This window comes from Pseudoalteromonas porphyrae (assembly GCF_001298125.1).
GTDB classification, from domain to species: Bacteria; Pseudomonadota; Gammaproteobacteria; order Enterobacterales; family Alteromonadaceae; genus Pseudoalteromonas; species Pseudoalteromonas neustonica.
The window spans coordinates 336768-360887 of the sequence record NZ_LHPH01000007.1 but is presented as its reverse complement, the minus strand read 5'-3'; the positions used below and the strand labels follow the sequence as shown (position 1 = coordinate 360887).

Annotated in this window: 27 protein-coding genes; 10 read left to right on the top strand and 17 right to left on the bottom strand. The window is 39.0% G+C overall.

Annotation, left to right across the window (positions count from 1 at the left end; all coding sequences use genetic code 11):
* The first annotated feature begins 148 nt into the window (after positions 1 to 148).
* The 3 genes from ADS77_RS08705 to ADS77_RS08695 all read left to right on the top strand — a co-directional run bounded on the left by ADS77_RS08705 (position 149) and on the right by ADS77_RS08695 (position 4227).
* On the top strand, positions 149 to 2062 hold the full coding sequence (locus ADS77_RS08705; RefSeq protein ID WP_054203262.1) for a methyl-accepting chemotaxis protein: 1914 nt from the start codon (positions 149 to 151) through the stop codon (positions 2060 to 2062).
* 79 nt (positions 2063 to 2141) lie between these two features.
* Complete coding sequence (locus ADS77_RS08700) at positions 2142 to 3335, top strand: tetratricopeptide repeat protein (protein ID WP_054453906.1); 1194 nt, start codon at positions 2142 to 2144, stop codon at positions 3333 to 3335.
* 28 nt (positions 3336 to 3363) lie between these two features.
* Positions 3364 to 4227, top strand: a complete 864-nt coding sequence (locus ADS77_RS08695) for a M20/M25/M40 family metallo-hydrolase (RefSeq protein ID WP_235575740.1) — start codon at positions 3364 to 3366, stop codon at positions 4225 to 4227.
* Here ADS77_RS08695 and ADS77_RS08690 read toward each other — a convergent pair.
* Positions 4196 to 4537, bottom strand: coding sequence for a GIY-YIG nuclease family protein (locus ADS77_RS08690; protein ID WP_054203264.1), 342 nt, complete (start codon positions 4535 to 4537; stop codon positions 4196 to 4198). The genes ADS77_RS08695 and ADS77_RS08690 overlap by 32 nt on opposite strands.
* A gap of 119 nt (positions 4538 to 4656) precedes the next feature.
* Here ADS77_RS08690 and ADS77_RS08685 point away from each other — a divergent pair, with 119 nt between their 5' ends.
* Entirely contained in the window at positions 4657 to 5016 is a 360-nt protein-coding gene (locus ADS77_RS08685; protein ID WP_054203265.1) for an outer membrane protein assembly factor BamE, read from the top strand.
* A 62-nt stretch (positions 5017 to 5078) separates the two neighbouring features.
* Here ADS77_RS08685 and ADS77_RS08680 read toward each other — a convergent pair whose 3' ends face one another.
* Together ADS77_RS08680 and ADS77_RS08675 are read right to left on the bottom strand one after the other, a co-directional pair.
* Positions 5079 to 5408, bottom strand: coding sequence for an RnfH family protein (locus tag ADS77_RS08680; RefSeq protein ID WP_054453904.1), 330 nt, complete (start codon positions 5406 to 5408; stop codon positions 5079 to 5081).
* Complete coding sequence (locus ADS77_RS08675; RefSeq protein WP_054203267.1) at positions 5405 to 5845, bottom strand: type II toxin-antitoxin system RatA family toxin; 441 nt, start codon at positions 5843 to 5845, stop codon at positions 5405 to 5407. The genes ADS77_RS08680 and ADS77_RS08675 overlap by 4 nt, the downstream gene beginning before the upstream one ends.
* A 145-nt stretch (positions 5846 to 5990) precedes the next feature.
* Here ADS77_RS08675 and smpB point away from each other — a divergent pair, with 145 nt between their 5' ends.
* Both smpB and ADS77_RS08665 read left to right on the top strand, forming a co-directional pair.
* A complete protein-coding gene (smpB, locus tag ADS77_RS08670) occupies positions 5991 to 6470 on the top strand; it encodes an SsrA-binding protein SmpB (RefSeq protein WP_054203268.1) in 480 nt (159 codons plus the stop codon).
* Between the two features lie 165 nt (positions 6471 to 6635).
* Positions 6636 to 9320: a TonB-dependent receptor plug domain-containing protein gene (locus ADS77_RS08665; RefSeq protein WP_054203269.1), complete on the top strand. Its 2685-nt coding sequence runs from the start codon at positions 6636 to 6638 to the stop codon at positions 9318 to 9320.
* 64 nt (positions 9321 to 9384) lie between these two features.
* On the opposite strand, the gene ADS77_RS08660 is transcribed toward ADS77_RS08665, so the two are convergent.
* Complete coding sequence (locus ADS77_RS08660) at positions 9385 to 9990, bottom strand: peroxiredoxin C (RefSeq protein ID WP_054203270.1); 606 nt, start codon at positions 9988 to 9990, stop codon at positions 9385 to 9387.
* A 249-nt stretch (positions 9991 to 10239) separates the two neighbouring features.
* Complete coding sequence (fadR, locus tag ADS77_RS08655; RefSeq protein WP_054203271.1) at positions 10240 to 10953, bottom strand: fatty acid metabolism transcriptional regulator FadR; 714 nt, start codon at positions 10951 to 10953, stop codon at positions 10240 to 10242.
* A gap of 332 nt (positions 10954 to 11285) precedes the next feature.
* Between fadR and dsbB the strand changes: the two genes are divergently transcribed.
* Both dsbB and ADS77_RS08645 read left to right on the top strand, forming a co-directional pair.
* The gene (dsbB, locus tag ADS77_RS08650) at positions 11286 to 11798 is read left to right on the top strand and encodes a disulfide bond formation protein DsbB (protein ID WP_054203272.1); all 513 of its coding nucleotides are present in this window, start codon (positions 11286 to 11288) and stop codon (positions 11796 to 11798) included.
* On the top strand, positions 11795 to 12112 hold the full coding sequence (locus tag ADS77_RS08645; protein ID WP_316244664.1) for a hypothetical protein: 318 nt from the start codon (positions 11795 to 11797) through the stop codon (positions 12110 to 12112). Before dsbB ends, ADS77_RS08645 begins: the two co-directional genes overlap by 4 nt.
* Positions 12113 to 12125: 13 nt before the next feature.
* On the opposite strand, the gene ADS77_RS08640 is transcribed toward ADS77_RS08645, so the two are convergent.
* The gene (locus ADS77_RS08640; RefSeq protein ID WP_054203273.1) at positions 12126 to 12422 is read right to left on the bottom strand and encodes a ComEA family DNA-binding protein; all 297 of its coding nucleotides are present in this window, start codon (positions 12420 to 12422) and stop codon (positions 12126 to 12128) included.
* A 262-nt stretch (positions 12423 to 12684) separates the two neighbouring features.
* On the opposite strand from ADS77_RS08640, the gene ADS77_RS08635 reads away from it, so the two are divergent.
* On the top strand, positions 12685 to 13005 hold the full coding sequence (locus ADS77_RS08635; RefSeq protein WP_054203274.1) for a YebG family protein: 321 nt from the start codon (positions 12685 to 12687) through the stop codon (positions 13003 to 13005).
* A 69-nt stretch (positions 13006 to 13074) separates the two neighbouring features.
* Here the strand turns inward: ADS77_RS08635 and putP are convergent, their stop codons facing one another.
* Positions 13075 to 14553: a sodium/proline symporter PutP gene (putP, locus tag ADS77_RS08630; RefSeq protein WP_054453902.1), complete on the bottom strand. Its 1479-nt coding sequence runs from the start codon at positions 14551 to 14553 to the stop codon at positions 13075 to 13077.
* Between the two features lie 368 nt (positions 14554 to 14921).
* Here putP and ADS77_RS08625 point away from each other — a divergent pair, with 368 nt between their 5' ends.
* On the top strand, positions 14922 to 16145 hold the full coding sequence (locus tag ADS77_RS08625) for an EAL and HDOD domain-containing protein (protein ID WP_054203276.1): 1224 nt from the start codon (positions 14922 to 14924) through the stop codon (positions 16143 to 16145).
* A gap of 138 nt (positions 16146 to 16283) precedes the next feature.
* Here the strand turns inward: ADS77_RS08625 and ADS77_RS08620 are convergent, their stop codons facing one another.
* The 10 genes from ADS77_RS08620 to ccmA are packed head-to-tail and all read right to left on the bottom strand — an operon-like array spanning position 16284 to position 24026.
* Positions 16284 to 17015, bottom strand: coding sequence for a VacJ family lipoprotein (locus tag ADS77_RS08620; protein WP_054203277.1), 732 nt, complete (start codon positions 17013 to 17015; stop codon positions 16284 to 16286).
* 9 nt (positions 17016 to 17024) lie between these two features.
* Entirely contained in the window at positions 17025 to 18299 is a 1275-nt protein-coding gene (ccmI, locus tag ADS77_RS08615) for a c-type cytochrome biogenesis protein CcmI (protein ID WP_054453900.1), read from the bottom strand.
* Positions 18300 to 18761, bottom strand: a complete 462-nt coding sequence (locus ADS77_RS08610; protein WP_054203279.1) for a cytochrome c-type biogenesis protein CcmH — start codon at positions 18759 to 18761, stop codon at positions 18300 to 18302.
* Positions 18758 to 19330 (bottom strand): redoxin family protein, encoded by a 573-nt coding sequence (locus ADS77_RS08605; protein WP_054203280.1) that lies wholly within the window; start codon positions 19328 to 19330, stop codon positions 18758 to 18760. The genes ADS77_RS08610 and ADS77_RS08605 overlap by 4 nt, the downstream gene beginning before the upstream one ends.
* Positions 19327 to 21297 carry a heme lyase CcmF/NrfE family subunit gene (locus ADS77_RS08600; protein WP_054203281.1) on the bottom strand — a complete coding sequence of 657 codons (1971 nt, stop codon included), beginning with the start codon at positions 21295 to 21297 and terminating at the stop codon, positions 19327 to 19329. Before ADS77_RS08600 ends, ADS77_RS08605 begins: the two co-directional genes overlap by 4 nt.
* Before the next feature lies 1 nt (position 21298).
* Positions 21299 to 21778, bottom strand: coding sequence for a cytochrome c maturation protein CcmE (gene ccmE, locus ADS77_RS08595; RefSeq protein ID WP_054453898.1), 480 nt, complete (start codon positions 21776 to 21778; stop codon positions 21299 to 21301).
* Positions 21775 to 21978: a heme exporter protein CcmD gene (ccmD, locus tag ADS77_RS08590; protein WP_054453897.1), complete on the bottom strand. Its 204-nt coding sequence runs from the start codon at positions 21976 to 21978 to the stop codon at positions 21775 to 21777. The genes ccmE and ccmD overlap by 4 nt, the downstream gene beginning before the upstream one ends.
* Positions 21979 to 21980: 2 nt before the next feature.
* On the bottom strand, positions 21981 to 22718 hold the full coding sequence (locus ADS77_RS08585; RefSeq protein ID WP_054203284.1) for a heme ABC transporter permease: 738 nt from the start codon (positions 22716 to 22718) through the stop codon (positions 21981 to 21983).
* Between the two features lies 1 nt (position 22719).
* Entirely contained in the window at positions 22720 to 23406 is a 687-nt protein-coding gene (ccmB, locus tag ADS77_RS08580) for a heme exporter protein CcmB (protein ID WP_054453895.1), read from the bottom strand.
* Entirely contained in the window at positions 23406 to 24026 is a 621-nt protein-coding gene (gene ccmA / locus ADS77_RS08575; RefSeq protein WP_082355638.1) for a cytochrome c biogenesis heme-transporting ATPase CcmA, read from the bottom strand. Before ccmA ends, ccmB begins: the two co-directional genes overlap by 1 nt.
* Positions 24027 to 24120 lie beyond the last annotated feature (94 nt).

Below are 24120 nucleotides of genomic sequence, written 5' to 3'. Positions count from 1 at the left end.
CCAAGCCCACATACTTATGTTTGTGGGCTTTTTCCTTTATAAAAAACACTTCCCCACCACTACTTATTTCATTTAAAGCAACTATTAGCCATGATCAAAGGGTGTGCTAGAATAAAGCCTTATATTAGTTGTAAATTAAGACTCATTGATGACACTAAACCATTTATCAATTACCAAAAAAATTACCTTGCTCGGTATTTCTATTACTTTCGTTGTTGCGGCATTTATTGGTGCAACGTCGATATACAGTGCGAAAAATATAATAGAACACCGAATGATCGAATCTGAATTACCAAGTAAATTACAAGCCATTAATAATTATATCTCTCATGATATTAATGAATTAATTAGTGCCGCAGAGCAGCTTTCAAGTAATGAATTTATACTTGATTGGTCACAATCTACAGATACGAATGATCGCCTGTTACTCAAAGAATTAAACCGTTTAGTGAAACAATACGATTTAGCCACCGCGTCTTGGGCAAACAGAGAAACAGCGCAATACTGGAATCAAGATGGTTTTTTAAGAGAGTTAACACAGCAACAAGATGGTTGGTTTTTTGCTTTTAAACAGTCTAAGCAGCCCTACTCTATTAGTATTTTCCAAGAATCATCAAATGATGTGAAAATGTTTGTTAATCATCAACAAGTCAATGGCACTGGTTTGGCTGGCTTAGCTAAAAGCATTGATGATATGCAAACTCTACTGCAAAAATTTAAAATTGAAAAATCTGGCTTTGTTTTTGTAGCTGATAAAAGTGGCCTTATTCAATTACATAAAGATGCAAGTAAAGTCGCGAAAGAAACACTCGATAAACTTTATCAAGGTAATATTTCTACACAACTATTGAACAATCTGCCATTCTCAATTCAAGAAATTAGCTTTCAAGGTGAAAATATACTCCTTGCAGCAAGCCCAATCAAAAACACTGAACTATATGTTATTGCCCAAGTCCCCAAGAACGAAGTGTTTGCCAGTATTGATAAGCTTAAGTGGCAAATAATTACATTTTCGGTCATTATTGGATTACTAGCGAGCGTATTTAGTTACCTCCTTGCTCGTTCACTCTCTTCCCCACTTTCAAACATGGCAGAGCTATTTACTCGCTTAGGCTCTGGAGACGCTAATCTTGCTTATCGCTTACCTGAATCGTCGCAGCCAGAATTAACTGATTTAACCAATGGCTTTAATCTTTTTATTACTAAAATAGAAACTGCAATAGCCAACGTTGCCAGTGAAAGTCACGATATACGCCAAAGCTCACAACATGTTTTCGATCAAGCGCAACGTAACTCGCTGGCATTAGATAATCAAAAAGATCAGACTATCTCAGTTGCAGCAGCAATTAACCAAATGGGCGCGACAGTTCAAGAAATTGCAAGTAGCGCAGCAATGGCCGCTAAATTGACCGAAGATAGTAAAGCAAATACACAGCAAAGCCACCAGCAAGTTGCGCAAAGCCAAGTAATGATATCGGCTTTAGCTAATGATATTGACCTCATTATTACTCAAGTTAATGTGTTATCACAAAAAACCGTTGCAATCGCCAGTATTGTTGACTCAATTCGAGGGATTTCTGAACAGACAAACTTACTGGCTCTTAATGCCGCGATTGAATCAGCACGAGCAGGCGAACACGGCAGAGGTTTTGCTGTTGTCGCCGATGAAGTCAGAGCATTAGCAAATCGTACATCACAATCAACAACCGAAATACAAGGTATGATTGAGGAATTGACACAAACTTCAACAAGTGTTGTTAACAATATTGCTCAGTCTAAACATAAAGCACAAGATAGCGTTGAAGCCATGCAAAGCTCGGTATTGTTACTCACCGCAATCACTAATACAGCCAATGAAATAAACGATATGGCAACACTCATCGCCACTGCGACTGAAGAGCAAAGTAATGTGGTTGCTGATGTCGGACGTAATATCGAACAAATCAGTGAGATCAGCGATAAAGCAATGCATGAACAAATAACCACTGAACAGGCAATCAAAGATCTGGCAAATAGCGCGCAAATTTTGGATAGACTTGTCGCCACGTTCGAAAAACACTGACATAGTTTATAATTTATCCATAGCCCCAACTTCAAAATAGACTAAACTTAATTAAGTTGTTTATTAGTTGGGGTGTAGTATGACTATTTCTAATCACTTATATTTTGCAGCCACTTTCTTCGCTACTTTACTATTAACTGCCTGTCAAAGTATTCCTAACGATGTCCCCTCTCCTCCAAATGAAATATTTAAAAACCAAACATTTACTCTGTCTGATGTAGAAACACCCGATGAGATATTTAGACTCAGTGATGACATGATGCAGCAGCTAGATATACAGTTTCCACCACACAAAAGAAATTTACAATCAACACGTAAGCTCTTGACGTTTTTATTAGATAACGGCGATGATTCACTTTCATACCAATCAGGCGCAACCCTTATTGCAGAACACACTTTTCGCGACTTAAATGCAAATTGCTTATCGCTATCGATTTTAGCTTTTAGTATGGCTGAGTATTTAGGCATGTATGGGCAGTTTCAACAAGTTCACATCCCTGAGTACTGGTCATTAAATAAAGGTTACAACTTACTCACTGGGCACATTAATCTTGCAGTTTCACAACCTCGCAATAAAGAAGCCAGTATTCACTACGTTTACAATTTAGCGAACTCATTAATTATTGATTTTGATCCAAACTCTCGCGGTGAAAAGTTTAAAACAACCCCTATTACTAAAGCTCGAATTACTGCGATGTTTTATAACAATAAAGGTGCAGCAGCAATGCTCAATCAGCGTTATGATATTGCCTATAGCTACTATATTGCGGCTATAAAAGCGGATACCCAACATTCTGGCTCGTGGGGGAATTTAGCCGTGCTCTTTAGACTCAATAAACAATATGATAATGCCGAGATTGCCTATAATTATGCCTTCTCCCTAGATAGTAATAATAATACTGCCCTAGGTAATTTAGCACTGTTATACCAAATCACAGGTCGCCAAGCTGAGGCGCAAACGATCTTGTCACGTCTTAATACAAAGCGCCAAAGTAATCCTTATTATCATGTGTCTTTAGGTAATACTGCATATCATATTAAAAATTATCAAGATGCTATCAAGCACTTTCTATCTGCTAAGCGTTTAGATAACAAAATTCATGACAGCTATTTTGGCCTTGCCCGTACTTATTACCAACTAGGTGATTTTAAGCAAGCTTATAAACAACTAGGCCTTGCTAGAAAATATGCAGATTTTGATCATGATAAACAACGCTATCAAGGTAAACTTCGTGCTCTAAACAACATGACTGCGAAGGTGAATAATCATTAAAGCTCATATATTTATATTACTTGCGGTCTTGCTATTCCCTTGCGATGTAAATAGCGCATCATCTCAACAGTTACTTGATGATTTAAGGCACTTAAGCTCTGCGGTATTTAGTGGTCGAAAAACAAACACCTCAGGCGCTGAGTTAAGTGCGCTTTATCTCAAAGATAGATTTGAGTTATTAGGATATTCAAGTGAGTTGCAAACGTTTAATTACCAAAGTAGTCTTTTTTCGCGCAGTACGGGCAATAATGTTATCGCTACTCTTACTTCTAAAAATAGCACCTCATCCACGGTTGTCATTACTGCCCATTATGATCATCTTGGAAAAAAAGGAACACAGTTTTACCCCGGCGCAAATGATAATGCCAGTGGTGTGAGTGCACTTTTGTATTTAGCTAAACGGCTAAAAATAAACACGCCAACGTTTAACATTATATTTGTTGCTACTGACGCCGAAGAGAACGGTTTACACGGCAGTAAGTATTTTGTAAGCCAACTTCCGACTGGCACTGTACTTTTTAATATAAATTTGGATATGCTTGCTGTGAGTGCCCGTAGTAAAACCTTATATGCATTTACTCTGCCTAAACTTAAAAAAACGATTGAGTCGCAACTAGCGACTATTTCATCGAATGACCTCAGAGTACGTGTAAGTAGTAGCTCAAAGCACATGAACCGCCTGCTTAGAGTCGATAAAATAGATTGGCGAAAAGCCAGCGATCATTACTCCTTCGCAAAAGCCGGTATACCCTATGTTTACTTTGGTATGGGGGACGATCCTCATCATCACAAAAAGACTGATACGTTTGCAAATATTGATCAGGATTTGTATGTAAAAAGCGTAATATATATTGAACGGTTCATTCGCCAGTTCGATTTCTCGCAGCTGTAGGCAAATGGCCAACTTGCATAAAACGCTGTTTTTGCTGTTTAGATAACTTTTTGACTTTAATTTCTAATTTAGTTGCGGCACTGCGATCCCCGATCTCTTGCTGATAAATAAGTGTAAGCGGCCCTTTTCCTCTTAGGTTTTTAGCGCCTTTTCCCGCTTGATGGCTTGCAAAGCGCTTACTAACATCTGTAGATATGCCCGTATACCAATGCCCAAAACGTGTTTGCACGATATAAAGGGACCAAATAGAGCTACTCGCTATAGCATTATCTTTAAGAATAGTTAAACTTTTATCGGACTCTGTGGTCAAAATTGCGCTCCAAGCATAGATACTAAGAATTAAGTAACAAACAATTACTCAAAAGGGTTTTACCTTAGGTGACTAATCGGTATCATGCAGTCTATAAAAAATAAGGATCCAAACAAACAATGCAGTCGTTAAAAACTTTTTCTCTTTGGTTTATCGTTGCCCTTACACTAAGCGCAACAGCAGGTTGTTCAAGTTGGGTTTATCGTATCAATATCCCTCAAGGTAACTTTTTAGAGCAAACTGATGTTGATAAACTTCGAATAAACATGACTCGTGAGCAAGTTGTATATGTTTTAGGCCAACCTGTTGCAAAAGATGCCTTTGATAAAAATACATGGCATTACTCTTACACCTTTAACCTAGGTCGTGACAGTGAACAACGAAAACTACTTACTGTTAAATTTAATAATGAAAAGCTAACATCGATAAGTGGAGATTATGAGCAACCTGAAGAGTTTAATACACCACTTGAGCAATAATACTTAATTGCTACTCGCAAATTTAAAAAAGGTTAGCACACGCTAACCTTTTTAGTTTCGCACTACTGTGTTCTATCTAGCGGGCGTCCCCCCGTCACTTTATTAGCCCGACCTTCATCTTTGGCTTTTTCAGCCCGTTTACGTCTTGCGTCTTTTGGATCTGCAATTAGCGGTCGATAAATTTCAACCCTATCTCCATCCTCTAGTACTTGCGTTAATTTGCAGGTACGATTCCAGACACCTAGAGTGAGTGCTGTAGCATCTATTTCAGGGCATTTTGCAATAATTCCTGACTTTATGACTGCTTGCTCAGCGGTTGTTCCTACTGGCACTTCAACTTGTAAACTTATTGCGCTGGTCGGTAGCGCAAAAACAACATCAACTGTAATCATAATCTTGGTCCATATACCTGTTTAGCACGCTGAGTAAATGCATTGACCATATTTTTCGCCACATCATTAAATACCCGGCCGAATGCAAGTTCAATTAGCTTACTCGCAAATTCAAACTCCAACTGAAGCTGAACCTTACATGCGGTATCATCTAATACCTGAAAGTGCCAACGCCCCTGCAAAGCTTTAAATGGCCCATCGACTAAACGTAAAGTCACTGTATTTTCATCTGTAAACGTGTTTTCAGTGGTAAACCATTTTTTTATACCTGCTTTAGATATCTCTAAACTTGCAGTCATTGTATTGTCTTGTTGTGCAATAATTTTTGCATCAGAGCAATGCGGTAAAAACTCAGGATAGGCATCCACATCATTGACTAAATCAAACATCTCTTTGCTGCTATACATTACTAGCGCACTTTTTTCTATTTGTGGCATACTCACTCCCAACTGTGTGGGCGAATTTTAGCAAGTTTTGCGTTTTTCCCCAAACTTTCCCGACGCTTTATTTATCATCGATTATTTACAGTAAAAATAAAAAATCGATGTAAAAAGCAGAGCTTTACGTATAATATGGGACACTATGGCTAAGAAAAATTCATCTAAATCGACAAGTAATACCATCGCGCTGAATAAAAAAGCGCGCCATGAGTATTTTTTACACGACAAGTTTGAGGCTGGTGTCGAACTGCAGGGCTGGGAAGTAAAAAGCATCCGAGCTGGCAAAGTAAATATCTCTGAAACTTATATTCACCTTAAAAATGGCGAAGCATTTTTACTTGGCAGTCAAATTCAGCCACTTAATAGTGCCTCTACCCATGTAATTTGTGATCCACTGCGTTATCGCAAGCTCTTATTGAGTCGGCGTGAGTTAGACCGCTTAATTGGTGCAACTGAACGCGATGGTTATTCATTAATCGCTACAGCCATGTATTGGAAAAAATGCTGGGTTAAATTAGAATTTCAACTCGGTAAAGGTAAGAAAATGCATGACAAACGCGAAGACGGTAAAAGTAAAGACTGGTCCCGCGAGAAAGAACGGTTAATGAAACACAAAGCTTAACCCTATAACGCCTAACACCCTGTTAGGCGTTTTTATTTTTATACCTTAAAACAAAAAACTTCATAAGTTAACCTTTCGCTCAAGTTGATAACATTTTGATTACATGGTATTGATATCACTGGTTTATTGAAAATATAATATCAACACTATAACAAGGACTTAAGGATGAAGAAAACAGTTTTATTTACACCAAATTTACTTACTTATACAACCCTAGCATTGTCGGTAGGCTTTTCTGCAACAGCTTATTCCGCATCAGAAACAAAAGAAGTTGAGCGAATTCAAGTCACAGGCTCACATATTAAACGTACTGATATGGAAGGGCCATCACCAGTACAATCATTATCGGCAGCAGATTTAGCCGCAACAGGCTCAACAGATTTAATAGGTGCTTTACAGAAACTACCTGTATCAGGTGCGGGTACTTTTAGCACTCAAGGTAATTCAAGTGATGACACTGCCAATGGTGGATCAAGTGTTGCACTAAGAGGCCTTGGCGCATCATCTACATTGGTGTTAATTAATGGCCGCCGTGTTGCTGTGAGCCCGTTTGCTAAAGATATCGAAACATCTTTTGTAGATTTAAATAGTATCCCAATGTCATCTGTTAAACGTGTTGATATTTTAAAAGATGGCGCATCTGCAACATATGGCTCTGATGCAGTTGCTGGTGTTATAAACATAATACTACGTGATGATATTGATGGGTTTGAAGTTGCGGCAAAAACAAGCACCACCGCTGACGGTGGGGGTGATGAACAAAATCTAACTTTACTTTGGGGAAGTAGCAGTAACACCAGCAAGCACAATTTCTCTATTGATTATTACAAGCGTGACGCTATTTTAAATTCACAGCGTAGCTATACAGCCACTGCAGATCAGCGTTTTCGCGGCGGTAATAACTCATTAAGCTCATCAGGATTTCCAGGTTCAGTTGAAGTTACGCGCGCGATGCTTACGGATGCTCAGTGGGCTGCTTTACCCGTTAGCAGAATTGACCCCGAAGGTAACCCCGTTAGGCAAACCATATTTGCAGATGTATGGGGTAATGACACCTGTGACGAATCACTTATCATCGGTGATATTTGCCGTTATGATTATGCGCCACACTCAACTCTTGTACCTTCTACAGAACGTATTAGCTTTAATTATAATGGAAGCCAAGAAATAACAGACAATATTGAAGGCTTTGCTGAATTTTCAGCTCAGCACTCATCAAGCTTCATTGAAGGCGCAGCAAGTCCAAGCTTTACAGAATTAACTATGATGGGGGATAATCCAAATCATCCTCTTTTTAATGATCCAAGCCACTTCCTCCACGGTGTAGATATTTCGATGCGTCGACGAACAGTCGAAATCGGCAACCGTCAAAAAGATGTTGATTCTGAGTACTATCGCGCTGTTTTAGGCGCTAGAGGCTCATTTAGTGACTGGGATTGGGAAGTTGCATATTCAGCAATACGCTCTAGCGCAGTAGAAAAAGGAGTTAATGGTTTCCCTAATATAATTCGAACTCAAGAAGCTATCGATTCAGGATTATGGAATCCATTTGAACCAAGCACCAACACTGAAGCTGCCCTTGCCTATTTTGAAACAACCACTACTCGCTCTGGCGCCTCAACAATGCAATCTATTGACGGCACAATCTCTGGTGAGTTATTTGAGTTGGGTGATGATATGGCCGCAATAGCAATAGGCTTTGAAGCACGTAATGAACGAATTGAAGATAACCCTGACGCACAATTTTTACGTGGTGAAATCTTTGGAACTGAAGCAACACAGGCAAATGGTGAACGTGATAACAAGGCTATTTTTGCCGAGTTAAGCTTGCCTGTACTTGAAACTTTAGAGCTTCAATTAGCATTACGTCATGAAAACTATAGTGACTTTGGCTCTACCACAGACCCAAAAGTTGCTTTTCGCTGGACACCTTTAGATAGTTTGGTTGTTCGTGGTTCATGGGGAACTGCATTTAGAGCGCCATCATTAGTACAATTGCACCTTGGCCGAACTGATGAATCACCAAGCGTTATTGATAAAGAGCGTTGTCGCCAAACTGGCGCTGAAGCTGATTGCGAGCCTACAGAATATACCGCAATTGTTGCTGGTAACCCTGACTTACAACCAGAGACATCAAGTAACTATAATTTAGGTGTTATTTGGCAAACTACTGATAACTTTAGCGTCGGTGTAGATTACTGGAATTATGATCAAGAAGATCTCATTAAGAAAATTGGCGCTCAAAAACTCGTTGACTGCTGTGGTAGCGATCAAGCTTTAGTCCAACGGGCACCAAGTCAAGGTGGTAATCTTGGTCGTATCTTAGTGATCAACGATACATTCGTAAACATAGGCGGGCGAGAAACGGATGGGTTTGATTTAAATCTTAATTATCGTTTAAATACCGATAACTTAGGTGAATTCAAATTCAATTATAATTTAACCTACACGCTAAATTTTGAAGAACAATCGTTTGAAAGTGATAAACAAGGTAATACGAGTATTGTCGCTGAAGACCTTAATGGTGAATTCCAACATCCAGAATTTAGATGGGTTGCAGGGGTTGATTGGAGTAATGAGAGCTGGCTTGCTAATGTTGGTATTAACTATATAAGCGGTTACAACGATTTACCTGATACAAACAATGATCGTTTTGATATTGATTCTTGGACCTCAATCGACACATCAGTCAGTTATGTAGGTTTCGATGAATTAACACTAACTTTAGGTGCATCAAACCTTACAAATGAAGAACCGCCACAGGCACCATCAGATTCTTTTGGCGTTGACAGTAAGACACATAGTGCTATCGGGCGCCAAGCTTACTTTAAACTTGCATACAAGTTCTAAATAAAAGCACATAAAAAACCCGCCAAATTGGCGGGTTTTTTATATTCTAAAACAAAGGCCTAAATTATAGGTCGCCTTCGTTCTCAGAAAGGAACTTAGCAACGCCTGCAGGGCTTGCGTCCATACCTTTTTTACCTTCAGTCCAACCAGCAGGGCATACTTCACCGTGCTCAGTATGAAATGCAAGTGCATCAACCATACGTAGCATTTCATCGATATTACGACCTAGTGGTAAGTCGTTCACTACTTGGTGACGAACGTTACCTGCTTCGTCGATTAAGAATGAACCACGAAATGCAACGCCAGCTTCTGGGTGCTCAACGTCATATGCTTTACAAATTTCGTGTTTAACGTCTGCAACTAATGCATATTGCACTTGGCCAATGCCGCCATCTGCAACAGCAGTGTTACGCCATGCGTTGTGTGAGAATTGTGAATCAATTGAAACACCAATTACTTCAACACCACGTTTTTGGAATTCTTCGAAACGCTTGTCAAAAGCAATTAGTTCAGAAGGACATACGAAAGTGAAATCTAACGGGTAAAAGAAAATAACTGCTTTTTTACCTTTAATTGTTTCGTGAAGATTGTAGCTATCTACGATCTCGCCGTTACCTAATACTGCTGCAGCGGTAAAGTCTGGTGCCTGGCGGCCTACTAATACACCCATTTTATTCTCCAAATATTTGAGTTTGCTTTTAATTGCTTACGCAATGCTTGCCTTTAATATGGCATCAAAAAATGAAATACCAAGGGTTTACATGCATAATTATCCAAATATTCTAGAGATAATAAGCTTAAATAGATAATCGTATTTTTCGATGCAGCCAATCGAAAATATTGAACATATTTTAATGCATAAAATGAACACAAAAAAACCCGCAAAAGCAGGTTTCTTCAATCTATCTATTTTACTGCATTAGTCCATAATATTTTCTGGCATGTCACCACGAATTTTTTGCCATACTTCACCAGTTTGATGACCATATTTACGTAGCAATGAAATTGCGCCATCGTGTTCACGCTTTTCGGCCAGTATAGTTAAGTCTTTATAAAACTGACGCGCTAATTGACGTGTGCCTGGATCAGAGAAGTAATGACAAGCTATTTTAGAGTAAAAACCTCTAAAGCCATTTAAAATTAACACATAAATACGGTTATTTCCGGCAACCGCTAATTCATGGTGAACTTTATAATCATAATCTGCAAATGCTTGTGCGCTATCTTCAAGCTCATCACTTTGTGATAAGATTTCAATCACACGATCTGGTGCATGTTTAATTGCTGCACGAGTATAAATTGCGCTAATATTAGTCCTAGCAGATAATAATTGATCTGTTAGCTCTGGCATTTTATCTTCATCAAGACGCGCAAGCGTTTCTAATATATTTAATCCTGAGGTTTCCCAAAAGTTGTTAACCCGTGTTGGTTTACCATGTTGGATCGTTAACCAACCATCACGCGCTAAACGTTGTAGCACTTCGCGTAAAGTCGTACGTGTAACACCTATTAATTCTGATAACTCACGCTCAGCAGGAAGAATAGAGCCTGGAGGAAAATCACCATTCCAAATTGATTCAACAATGTACTCTTCCGCAAATCCAGCTGGACTTTTAGCTTTAAAAATTCTCATTCAATTCCCACTCGAGTTATCACATTACATCACTTTATAAGTTAACTGACTGATTGTACCAGATGAAGCCAAACTAACAAGTAAAGTCAGTCAGTCAGAACGCCCTCATTTGATTTCCCACCCCAATCTATACTAATAATTAGGATTATCCATAAAAATATAACATCTTGCGTCTTTTACATATTAAAACACAGCGATCACGAAACGCGATATTTTCATCAAAGAATAAATAACAGCGTATAACTTTTTATAGCTACAAGTGATGTTTACCCTTGCGTGTGGTTTAGCGTCTACGTCATAATCTAACTACAGCGTTTTTAATTGGAAGTTTTATGAATTGGTTAGCTAATTTAGCACAGCAACGTACTCCATGGATATTATTGGCAGTGACTGCATTTATCTTTGAAATTGTTGCGTTATTTTTTCAATATAAAATGGGCTTAGAGCCTTGCATTATGTGTATATACCAACGTACTGCAATGCTGGGATTATTAGTTGCCGGATTAATTGGCGCCATTAAACCAAGCCATTTTATCTTTCGGTTTTTAGGTATTGTGACGTGGGCAACAGCCAGTATTTGGGGCTACCTGATCGCACGTGAGCACATTGATATGCAAACAACGACTGACCCATTTGCTTTTAGTTGTGAATTTGAGCCGAATTTCCCGCTGCCTTTACACGAATGGATACCAAATTTTTTTGCTGCAACCGGTGATTGCGGTAATATTGATTGGGAATTTTTAGGAATGAGTATGCCTGCTTGGATGGAAGTGATATTTGCAGCATTCAGTATTGTATTAATAACTGTTGTTTTCGCTCGTTTAATCATTAAGAAGAGTCTATGATGCCTGCTTTTTTATCAAGCCAGTTACCTCAACTTAAGCATCTAAAAGTGCGACAGCGACAAGATATAATCGCAATAGCACTTAGCATGCTAAGCCCAATGCAAAAAATCAGTCTACGTATCGCTAAGCTAACTCTATTAATTCCATTGTTTTTCTCACTCGTTTATATTGATGGCTGGCTGATGATACTTGCATTAATTGTCACAGGTATAAGTTATCCAATATTGACAACGCCCGTCGAAATACAATTTTCAAAACCTTTTTTAGCCGAGGCTATTAAACTATATAATAAAGAGAAACAAGGCGAGCAATAGCTCGCCTTTGTAATTAAAGCGTTACTTTTCCTTCTAATTTTGCAACGATTTTGTCACCAATACCTTTAACCTGAGTAAGCTCACCTAGTGATTTAAATTTACCCTGCTTAGTACGGTAATCAATAATAGCCTGCGCTTTTGATTTACCAATACCTGGTAATTGAACCAATTGGTCAACGTTTGCTTGATTAATATTAATAACCTCAGCTTTTTGAGCAATTTTAGCTGTAGCAGGCTTATTATCGACCGCATAACTTGGCAAGGCGACTGCAAAACCAAATAATACGACTATTAAAGTTAAAAACTTCATGTTTCTCCTCCATGATGTCCATTCGTGGACTCAGTTAATAGTTGATAAAGCGATCTCACTTTTTGACTGATTTTAATTAAAGCCATACTGAAAAAGTGTGACCTTTTAAATAAAGTAAATAGCGTCCACCTTGTCAACCGTACCGATAATAAAAAAATAAAAATGTTCACTTGCAAATAGCCGGACAAACATTTACTGTACATAAAAACAGTAATCAATCAAGGTGAATTATCATTCACCAAGCAAGTTGGCAGGAGAAATCATGGCTGTTGTTGTTAAATATGTTGTAGAAAGAAACGGAGTCGAGCGTATGACGTTTACTACTAAAAAAGAAGCTGACGCGTATGACAAGATGCTCGATATCGCTGAATCACTTGAGGCGATGCTAGAAAAGGTCGATGTGCCTTTAAGCGAGCAACAAATTGAATCGCTCGCACTTGAGATTGCAAAAAGCAAAGATGATTTCATGAATGTTTTGAAAGGCGCAAAAGAAGTACCAATTAAGGCTTCATCTGCTAAATCTAAAAAAGAAGCAAGTAGCGTTACTGATCTGAAAAACACAGAAGAAAAAGCAGCCAGTTAACGTTTAGCTAAAATACAAATAAAAAAGGAGCTAATTAGCTCCTTTTTTATTCTTAATTACACATTATGATTAAAGCGATTTCTCGACATCATCAAACAATAGCGTAATTTTTTCACTCGGCGCTGCTGTTGTTAAGCTTACAGCAACAATTGCAATACTTGATAAAATAAACCCAGGAACAATACCGTAAATTAACTTACTGATATGTTCACCATTAACCTCTATCGGCGCATAAAACCACACTAACACGGTTACAGCACCGACGACCATACCAGCTAATGCGCCCTCAAAGTTCATTCTTTTCCAATATAAACTAAATAGAACCAGTGGACCAAATGCAGCGCCAAAACCAGCCCATGCGTTGCTTACTAAGTCTAAAATAGAACTATCTCTATCATACGCTAAGTAAATGGCACAAATAGCAACTAAAGCAACACTAATTCGCCCTACTAATACAAGCTCTTTATCTGTGGCATCTCGACGAATAAATGTCTTATAAAAATCTTCTGTTAACGAGCTTGAGCTCACTAATAGTTGCGAAGATATTGTACTCATAATTGCCGCTAATATAGCGGCTAATAAAAAGCCTGCAATAAGTGGGTGGAAAAGTAATTCAGATAAAACAAGAAATATTGTTTCTGGATCATCAACAACGATGCCATTTTCATAGGCATATGCAGCTCCACATAAACCCGTAGCTACCGCACCTAACGCTGCAACTATCATCCAGCTCATACCTATACGACGTGCGGTAGGCATATCTTTGACGCTTCGAACAGACATAAATCTAACAATAATATGCGGCTGGCCAAAATAGCCTAACCCCCATGCCATTGCTGATATAATACTCACCAAAGAACCTGCCCCAATCCATTGCAGCATTTGCGGGTTAATACTGTTAAGTGTTGATGTTAAAGGCTGTTCTAGTAATGTATAAGTTACCGTAGGTACTAAAATTAAAGCAATGAACATAATACAACCTTGTACAAAATCAGTCAGGCTTACCGCTAAAAACCCACCGAACAAAGTATATAAAACTACAACACCTGTTGTAATATAAAGTCCCATTTCATAACTTAAACCAAATGAACTTTCAAATAATTTACCACCAGCCACTACACCTGATGAGGTATATAAAGTAAAGAAAACAATAATCACAACCGCAGACACTACTCGCAGTAAGTTACTGTTGTCGTTAAAACGATTTGAAAAGTAATCTGGGATAGTAATAGAGTCATTCGCTTTTTCAGTATAAACACGTAATCGCGGTGCGACCAAAAAGTAGTTTAACCATGCGCCGATAATTAAGCCTAACGCAATCCATGTACTGCTAAACCCAGTAACAAACATAGCGCCAGGTAGCCCCATCAAGATCCAGCCACTCATATCTGATGCACCTGCAGATAATGCAGCTACACTTGGTGATAAACTACGACCACCAAGCATGTAACCCGACACATCGCTGGTTGACTGTTTATATGCATACAAACCAATGCCGAGCATTACAATAAAGTATGCTGCCAAAGAAATAATCATTCCAGTTTCCAAATTCGCCTCCGATAAAGAAGTTTAAATCAGGCATTTAATCCTAATAATGACTCGCAAATCAATGCTATAAATAAGACATTATTGGTGTAAAAACCAACCTAGTGCTTGACTATATCATGCTAAGGGTAAATAACTCCAATTAGTACGACTAATCTAGCAACCATATGAGAACATTCTGATTTTTTGTGAAAAGCAGTAAATTTAGTGTATATCAATGGAAATTAATGACTATTTACCCTAGGATAAGATCTATACACTGGTACACACCAATACTATAGGTTTAATTTTGAAAATATAGTTAATGCTATTTGCTATGTTTTACCTTATATTGCTGATGTAATCGTTTAACTGATGTGGATCTGTTGTTTATGTATTTTTATGCTGCGCGCCAACCAATTCTAGACCGTGAAAAAAAACTTGTAGGTTACGAGTTACTATTTCGTGATGGCGTTGATAATGTATTTCCCAACATCGATGGCGATGAAGCGACCTCGCGACTAATTGAGGGCAGCCAGTTTAACTTTGGTTTAGAAGATTTAACCGATAACAAACCTGCTTTTATAAACTTTACACTCGACACATTGCAAAAAGGCTACCCTACTCTATTAGGCAAAGAACAAATTGTGGTCGAAATATTAGAGACAATTCAACCAGGGAAACGTTTACTTTCTTTAGTCAAAGACTTAAAAGAAAAAGGCTATACCTTAGCGCTTGATGATTATATTCACCAGCCTGTATGGCGTCATTTTTACCCTTTTATTGATATCATCAAAATCGACTTTTTGACCTGTGAACTTGATACTATCCATGAAGTTATTGAAGCAATTAAGCCATTCCCACAAATTAAATTATTGGCTGAGAAAGTCGAAACATACGAAAAGTATCAATTAGCACTTGAACTAGGGTTTACATACTTTCAAGGGTTTTTCTTTTCTAAACCTGAAATGGTACAAAGTAAAACACTGCCTCCATCAGAAATGGCACTTGCTGAATTACTCTATGAAACGTCGACTGTTGACTTAAACTTAAAGAAAATTACTGAAGTTTTTGAAAGAGATGTAAACTTATCTTACAAACTTCTGCGCTATAGTAATTCTGCTGCATTCAAGCGAAGAGCTGAAATAAATACCATAAAACAAGCCTTAATTGTTTTAGGCGCACAAGAAATTAAAAAGTTTTTATCGCTACTTTTTGCATCTCAAGTTGCCGCAGATAAACCTGCAGAACTAATTAGATTATCGCTCACTCGCGCACGCTTTACTGAGTTACTCGCAATAAATCATAATAAATTTAAAGATACAGGCATGGCATTTTTGACCGGTATGATGTCGTTAATGGATGCCATACTCGATGAAAGCATGGAAAGTGTTATGGAAAAGTTACCACTATCCAATGACATAAAATTAGCACTCGTTAAAGACGAAGGCTTGCTGGCACAATACTTACGTTTAGTAAAACTCTACGAACAAGCAAATTGGCAAGGCGCGAATGCAATACAAGAGCAGCTTGGCTTAGCGACAGATAAAGTGCCAGATGCGTACCATGACGCCGTAAACTGGGCAAACGAACAAATGAGAGTACTTGGTGAATAATAAGCTTTCAGCCTAATCATCTAATACCAATCAGCGTAGATATGGGGGCTATTTAATTCGTTAAATTGTTCAAATATTTATGCAGATTAGTATAAACATAAAAAATGCCAGCTTAGCTGGCATTTTTTATGTTTTCAATTACAAACTTTCTAAAAAGTCTTCATCAAAATCTTCAGGCTCTTTCTCAATTGGTGGATTACCATCATACAATTCATATAACTGACGTTGGAAATAGATATCCTTCATAAAAATATAAGGGTCTAAAGATTCATTCAGTAAGCTTTCTTGTGGAATTAATGACGCTCGCGCTTCAATTGCTTTAAAAGCAAATACTAGCACTGTTTGTGGTGTGGTTAAGGCTATCTCAGGTAATACAAAACCATCGACCACATCGCCAGCTAGATTACGCGCTGTTGATGGTCCCATACCTGGTAACATTAAATACGCACCATCGCCGACTCCCCACACACCTAGGGTTTGTCCGAAATCTTCATCTATAATATTTAGACCAAGAGAGCTGGCAACATCAAAAACACCAAAAATACCCACGGTTGAATTAACTAAAAAGCGAGCAATACTAATGCCCGCATTACCAGCTTTACCTTGTAATGTCGCATTAATAACATCCGTTGGGGCACTGATGTTATCTGTAAAATTAACTAAGCTTCGTCTTACAGGTGTTGGTGTAACAGCAACATACCCAACTGCAACAGGGCGAAGAATGTAAGCATCCAACACATCCATATTAAAGTCATACATTGGACGATTAAATGATTGCAGCGGGTCACGCTCATCCGCTTTTTCTTCTGGTACTTGTGCGCATCCCGCGCTCACTAGCAACCCTAATATAATCAAACTCTGTCTTAACATCTTTTATCCTTAAGGTATTAGCTCATCTATTAATAGAGTGTATTCGCTCGTTTCACTGCGCTGTAAAATACCTGATTTTCCTTCAAGCTCACCACTTGATGGCATTACAGAAGCGTCTTTTGAAATACGTGCTGTTAATATTATTTGCTCGGTACTTGAAAGCGTTAAACCTTCAACCATTGAGTTGTTATCGCTTAATTGGACTTGAAGAGGAAAACTATATTGCGTTAACTTTACAACTGCAAGCGGCATTGCAGGGCCACTGGCTGCTTTTGCAAATACAAATAAAGTGCCTTTTTCAGGTAAGTTTGCTATCAGTTGAGGAGCAAGCTCAATCGTGACGGAAATATTACTTGTCTCTGTACTTGCAGCAAACGACTTCTCTACAGGGGTGATCTGCGTGTTCTTGGCTGCAATATTTTGATCAATCTCTGCGATTCTCTGTGCAATCATATTATAACGACTATCTTGTTCATCCATGCTGTTTAAAAGCATCTCAAATGCAGCTTTTGCTTCCAGCCAATCGTGGCGTTCATAAGCAATAAGCGCTAATAATGAAATAGCATCAAGATTTGCAGGTTCATCTTTTAATACACGTGATAGCATTTGCGCTGCTTTATTCATACTAACATCGTCGCCTTGGAGCAACATTAACTGACTATAACTGATCAATACAGCCAAGTTTTCAGGGTTTAAACGCAGTACTTTATCAAATGATTGCTGAGCCATGTCATATTCATTTAAAGACATCGCAACGCGACCTAGTAACATCCATGCAACTTCATCATCACCACTTTGCGCAAGCTTAGTGCGTAAACCCAACGCGAACGCTTGAAGCTCATTCTGCGTTAATGGTTCACCTTTTTGCATCACTGCACGCTCACCATATTCAGGTAAATTTTCCATCGCAGCCTTCCAGCTTTCTAATTGATGCTGCGAACCTGTTGCGGTATAAAATATTAAGGTTAAGACGACTAAAAATGCACTGCCCGTCAACGCAAAAATACGATTATTTCCACGACTGAAGAGTGACTTTTCTGGCGATAGCTCATTTAACAATCGACATTTCAATTCAATAATTGACTCATCGTAACTTTGTTGTTCTATGCGCTGCTCAGCCAGATCTAAACTAAGCTCACCAAGTCGTTGCTCATAAATAGCAATTAATTCAGAGTTAGCATTATAGGTTAGATTCTGTATTCGCTCTTTGGTTAAAAAAGGCAAAGCCACAAACGCGATAGCCAAAAGCGTCAGTAGCACAAACGATGCCCACATTAAAATCATTTAGTTTTGCTCCTGACGCTGGTTTTTTGCAATTAACTTAGTTAATAACACTTCATCTTGATCATTCCATGTTTGTTTGACAGCCGCTTTACGTTGGCGAAACACAATGAAACCAAAACCAAAAATAACGATTAATACTGGTAATACCCACAATACTAACGTGGCCGGCGTAACGGGTGGTTCGTAATGAACAAAGTAACCATAACGATCTATCATATAGTCAATTACTTCATCTTTTGTTTTGCCATCTTTAACGAGCAACAGTACTTTATCACGCAAATCTTTTGCAACTACAGCATCAGAGTCTGCAATGTTTTGATTTTGACATTTTGGACAACGCAGTTCTTTTGTTAACTCACCAAAGCGCTGAGCTTGCTCATCATTGGCAAAAACGTAGCGGTTTTGTTCAGCGAGAATTCCTGTGCTGAATAATAAGAAAAAACTAATTAATACATACTTCATGGCTTTAACTCCTGCATTAACGGTGCAAATTTAGCACGCCACACGCGTGGATTAATATCCCCCGTGTGATGAAGCAAAATAGTACCTTTGCTATCCACTAAAAACGTTTCTGGTGCACCCGATACACCTAAATCCAATGCCAGTGTGCGGTTTAAGTCTAAGATATTAAATTGGTATGGGTCACCTGCACGACCTAACATCGTGCTGACTTCATCACGCAGTGCGACAATATCAAACTCACCATCAAAGTCACTGTCATAACTTTGTACGTAATAGAGCCCTATAATTCTGACGCCTTGTTCTCGTAATTGGGTAAGATAATCAAGTTCTGCTAAACACGTTGGGCACCATGTGCCCCACACATTTAATAAATAGACATCGCCTTTTAAATCACTTTCTTGCCAACGCTTTGAGTCTTGCATTAAATCTGGCAAATTAAATGCTGGCATTTGTTGACCCAAGCGACCCGTTTGAATCTCACGGGGATTAGCAAATAATCCCTGAAATAAAAACACGCATACCAGTGCGAATGCTAATAAAGGCAATAGCGCTAAAAATTTACGGTTCATACAACACCCTTCGGCTGTAATTGCTCGTCACTTTTTCTGCTTGTCCTGTAGCGTTTATCACCTAAAATCATAAACCCAGCCAACGAAATTAAAATACCACCTAACCACATCCATCTCACGTATGGTTTGTGATAAATGCGTAACGACCAGCCCCCATTACTGAGTTGCTCACCTAGCGCTAAATAAAGATCTCGAGTAAACCCTGCATCAATCGCCGCTTCAGTCATAAATTGCATGCCAATATCATACTGACGTTTCTCTGCGTATAATTTCGTTACGAGTGAGCCATTTTTCAATACGCTTACTACACCAGCATGACCACTGTAATTTGGCCCGCGAATGCTTTTTACACCCTCAAAGCGGTAGTCATACTCATTAAGCTGAACAACGTCCAATGGCTGCATTGAAACATCTCGTTCAACTGAATAAGCTGATGTTAAAGTTACTCCAGCAATAACAAAGGCAATACCAACATGCCCCAATACCATTGCCCAGTAGCTTAAAGTCAAACGTTTTAACCCTTTAATAAAGCTGCCATGAACAAGGGTTTTATCATATAAATCTGATGCTGTTGTGAACATAATCCACATGGCTAATGTCGTTGCTAATAATGTAAGGGGTGCAACATCCTCATAACTTAAAAATAGCCAGCCTGCGGTGACCACTATGCTTGCAACTGCTGCTATGAGTAATTTATTTTGTAAAAATGCCCATTTATTTTGCTTCCAACGTAATAGCGGCCCAATTCCCATTAGTATTGCAAATGGTACCAATAAAATTGCAAACATCTTATTAAAGAATGGTTCGCCAATTGAAATGCTGCCTAAGCCCATTTCTTTGTGGATCATAGGTAACAAAGTGCCTAATAAAACAATGAATGTCGCAACCACTAAAAAGATATTATTCAGCCATAATGCAACTTCTCGAGAGACTAACTTATAGCGCCCTTCACTTTTTACTTGCGATACTCTAAAGGCATAGAGCGTTAAACCACCGCCTACAACAATCGCTAAAAATGCAAGAATAAATAAACCACGATCAGGGTCTGTCGCAAATGCATGGACCGAAACAATAATACCTGAACGAACAATAAACGTGCCTAATAAGCTCAAAGAGAAAGCTGAGATAGCAAGTAAAACTGTCCATGATTTGAATACGCCACGTTTTTCAGTCACTGACAGTGAGTGTAATAACGCTGTGGCAACAAGCCATGGCATTAGAGATGCATTTTCAACCGGATCCCAGAACCACCAACCGCCCCAACCTAACTCCGCGTATGCCCACCAGCTACCGACTGTTATACCCAAAGTTAAGAAGCCCCAGGCAGTCATAGTCCAAGGACGTGACCATTTTGCCCATGTATTATCGAGTTTGCCGGTCAATAACGCAGCAATAGCAAATGAGAATGAAACAGATAAGCCAACATAGCCCATATATAATAATGGGGGATGGATAATCATACCGGGATCTTGTAATAACGGATTTAAATCACGGCCTTCAACTGGATAGTAAGGTAAGAGTAGCTCAAATGGACTAGACATTAAGAGCGTATAAAGCATAAAGCCTACCCCTAAAAAGCCTAGCACGCCAAGCACGCGAGCCCTGAGTATCCAAGGTAAAGAACCTGAACGCATCGCCACGACAGCAGTCCAACCAGCTTGCATGACTAACCACAATAAAATTGCGCCTTCATGTCCGCCCCATGTAGAGGTGATTTTATAATACCAAGGTAATGAACTACTTGAATGGTATGCGACATACGCCACAGTAAAATCATCGGTTAAACTTGCATAAATTAATGCTGCAAATGAGATTAAAACAAAAACGAATTGACCAATAGCCAATGAAGGCGCTGCACGCATTAGGCGTAAATTGCCTGTATGCGCACCCCACAATGGAAAAATACACAATAAAACACTCAGCACCATAGCGAGTGTTAAAGAAAAATAACCGATTTCAGGGATCATATTAATAGTCACTTCCTAAGTTGTACTTCGGTTTCTCGTGTTTAATTCCTTTTACTGCCTCAGCAACTTCAGCTGGCATATACTCTTCGTCATGCTTGGCAAGTACTTCAAAGGCTTCTATCACATTAGCTTCAACTAATAACCCTTGCGCCACAATCCCTTGTCCCTCGCGAAATAAATCCGGCAAAATACCTTGATAACGTATAGTCACTAAAGGCCCAGTATCAATTAGCTTAAAGCTCACTTCTAAGCTCGTTTCATCACGGACCACTGAACCTGGCACTACCATGCCACCGATACGTAATTTTTGGCCTATATACGGCAACTCTTTATTCGGTCCTTTACCTTCTATTAGTTCACTGGGGGTGTAAAATAAATTAATATTCTCTTGCAGTGCATAAAGCACTAATCCAATAACCGCACCTACACCAAATACAATTGCAGTGACTGCTAATAAACGTTTTTTACGTCTTGGGTTCATACTTGCTGCTCCTGTTTAGCCTGTTTTATACGTGCTTCACGGTCAACCTGTTGCTGAACAGACGATAAAATGCGTTTAGTGTCGTTTAACGAGCTGAGTAAAATACCTATTAAAATCAGCGCGCAGGAACCAAAAGATAACCAAACATAAAAGCCATAACCACCCATGGCTATAAAATCAGAAAAAGAATCAAACTGCATAACTAGCCCCTATTTAACAACTGACGAACCCAAGGACGGTGTTTTTCACGTTGTAAAATTTCATTTTTAAGACGCATTAAAGTTACAGTGCCGACGAATGCAGCAAACGCAACAATATTTAACATTAGTGGCCAAAACATACTTGGATCAATGGCATTAGTATTGAATTTAGTAATACTTGCTCCTTGATGTAGTGTGTTCCACCATTCAACTGAGAAATGAATGATCGGTAAATTTATAACTCCTACAATGGCAAGAATAGACGCAGCTCGACCCGCTGCTTTCTTGTCTTCAAAAGCGTGGTACAACGACAGCACACCTAGGTATAAGAATAATAAAATTAACTCTGAGGTTAAACGCGCATCCCACACCCACCAAGCACCCCACATAGGTTTACCCCATGCAGCACCAGTAATAAGTGCGATAGCTGTAACACATGCGCCCACAGGTGCAATTGCAATAACGGCAAGCTCTGCATTACGAAGTTGCCATACAAGTGCCACGATAGCGGCTATGGCCATAGAAGAATATGCTCCCATTGATAAAATTGCTGAAGGAACATGAATAAAAATAATACGATAGCTGTCTTTTTGTTGGTAATCAGCCGGCGCGTACGCCAAACCCCAAACCCAACCAACAATCATACACACAACCGTTATTACGGCAAAATAGGGCAGTAACGTATTACATAATTGATATGCACGATCTGCTTTAGCGTAGGGATGTAACCACTTCCACATATTAACTTACACTCACTTTTAATGCTGACGATATGGCAATTGGTGCGCTTAATATAGCAACGACTAACATCGCACCAAGGATGGCAAGCTGCCCACTATAATCCAGTGACATTGTACTGGTATCAATAGCAGACGTTGCAAAAATCAAAACCGGAATATACAAAGGCAGTACGAGCAAACTCATTAAAATCCCTCCCTTTTGTAATCCGACAGTTAAACCCGCGCCAATAGCGCCAATAAAACTTAATAATGGTGTGCCCAACAATAAAGTGAGCACTGTTGCGATTAACGCATTCGTGTCTAAATTCAGTAATAGCGCAAATAAAGGTGTCATTAGTACCAACGGCAGTCCTGTAATAATCCAATGAGCAACCACTTTTGCTAACACCGTAAGCGGTAGCGGGTAAGATGATGCTATTAACTGCTCAAGACTGCCATCGTGATAATCATCACGAAATAATTTATCCAACCCCAACATAGTAGATAACAGCGCAGCAACCCAAATAATACCAGGAGCTATACGTGCTAGAAGTCCTGGCTCAGGACCAATTGCTAACGGAAATAACGTAATAACAATTAAAAAGAATAATAATGGATTAACAATTTCTGCGCGTTGGCGAAAGGCTAACTGTAAATCTTTTTTACAAACAGCACTAAATAGCTGCCAATAAGAATGCTGGCGTATCATCAGTGTCTGTACTCCAACGTGACAGTTTGTAAATCATTAAAGTGGGTTGTTAAATCTTGGTGGGTAGTTAGTAAAATAGCCCCCCCCTGCTCTAGGTGGGTTATAAAGCGTTGCTGTAAAAAGGCAACACCAGCTTTATCTAGCGCAGTAAATGGTTCATCTAAAACCCATAACTTTGCGCTATTTAACCATAATCTAAGTAAGGCAACACGTCGCTGTTGTCCTGCAGACAACATTCGAACGGGGACATCTTCAAGGCCAACTAAACCAATTTTGGCAAGTAACGCATAAAGGTCTTGGGTATCGTTATAGCCTTGTATCTGTAACCAAAACTGTACATTTTCCAATGCGGTCAACTGACTATTAACGCCCGTTTTATGGCCAATAAATAAAAGCTCACGCGCAAATTCGTCATAGTTCTTAATTATCGACTTACCTTGCCATAAAACATCCCCCTCATCGGGGACTGAAAAACCCGCGATAATTCGCAATAATGATGTTTTACCTGCCCCGTTAGGGCCAGCTAACTGCATAATTTGTCCCGATTTCAAACTGAAATTAAGATCCTCAAACAAACAGCGCTCTTGCTTGATGCAGGTGACGGACTTAATGTGTAACAAGATGACGATTCTCTATCCCCAAAATTAGGTGTTAGTCTACCATAATGATAGGGTAATACGAATAATCCGATGAAACCGATTAATGATAATTTGA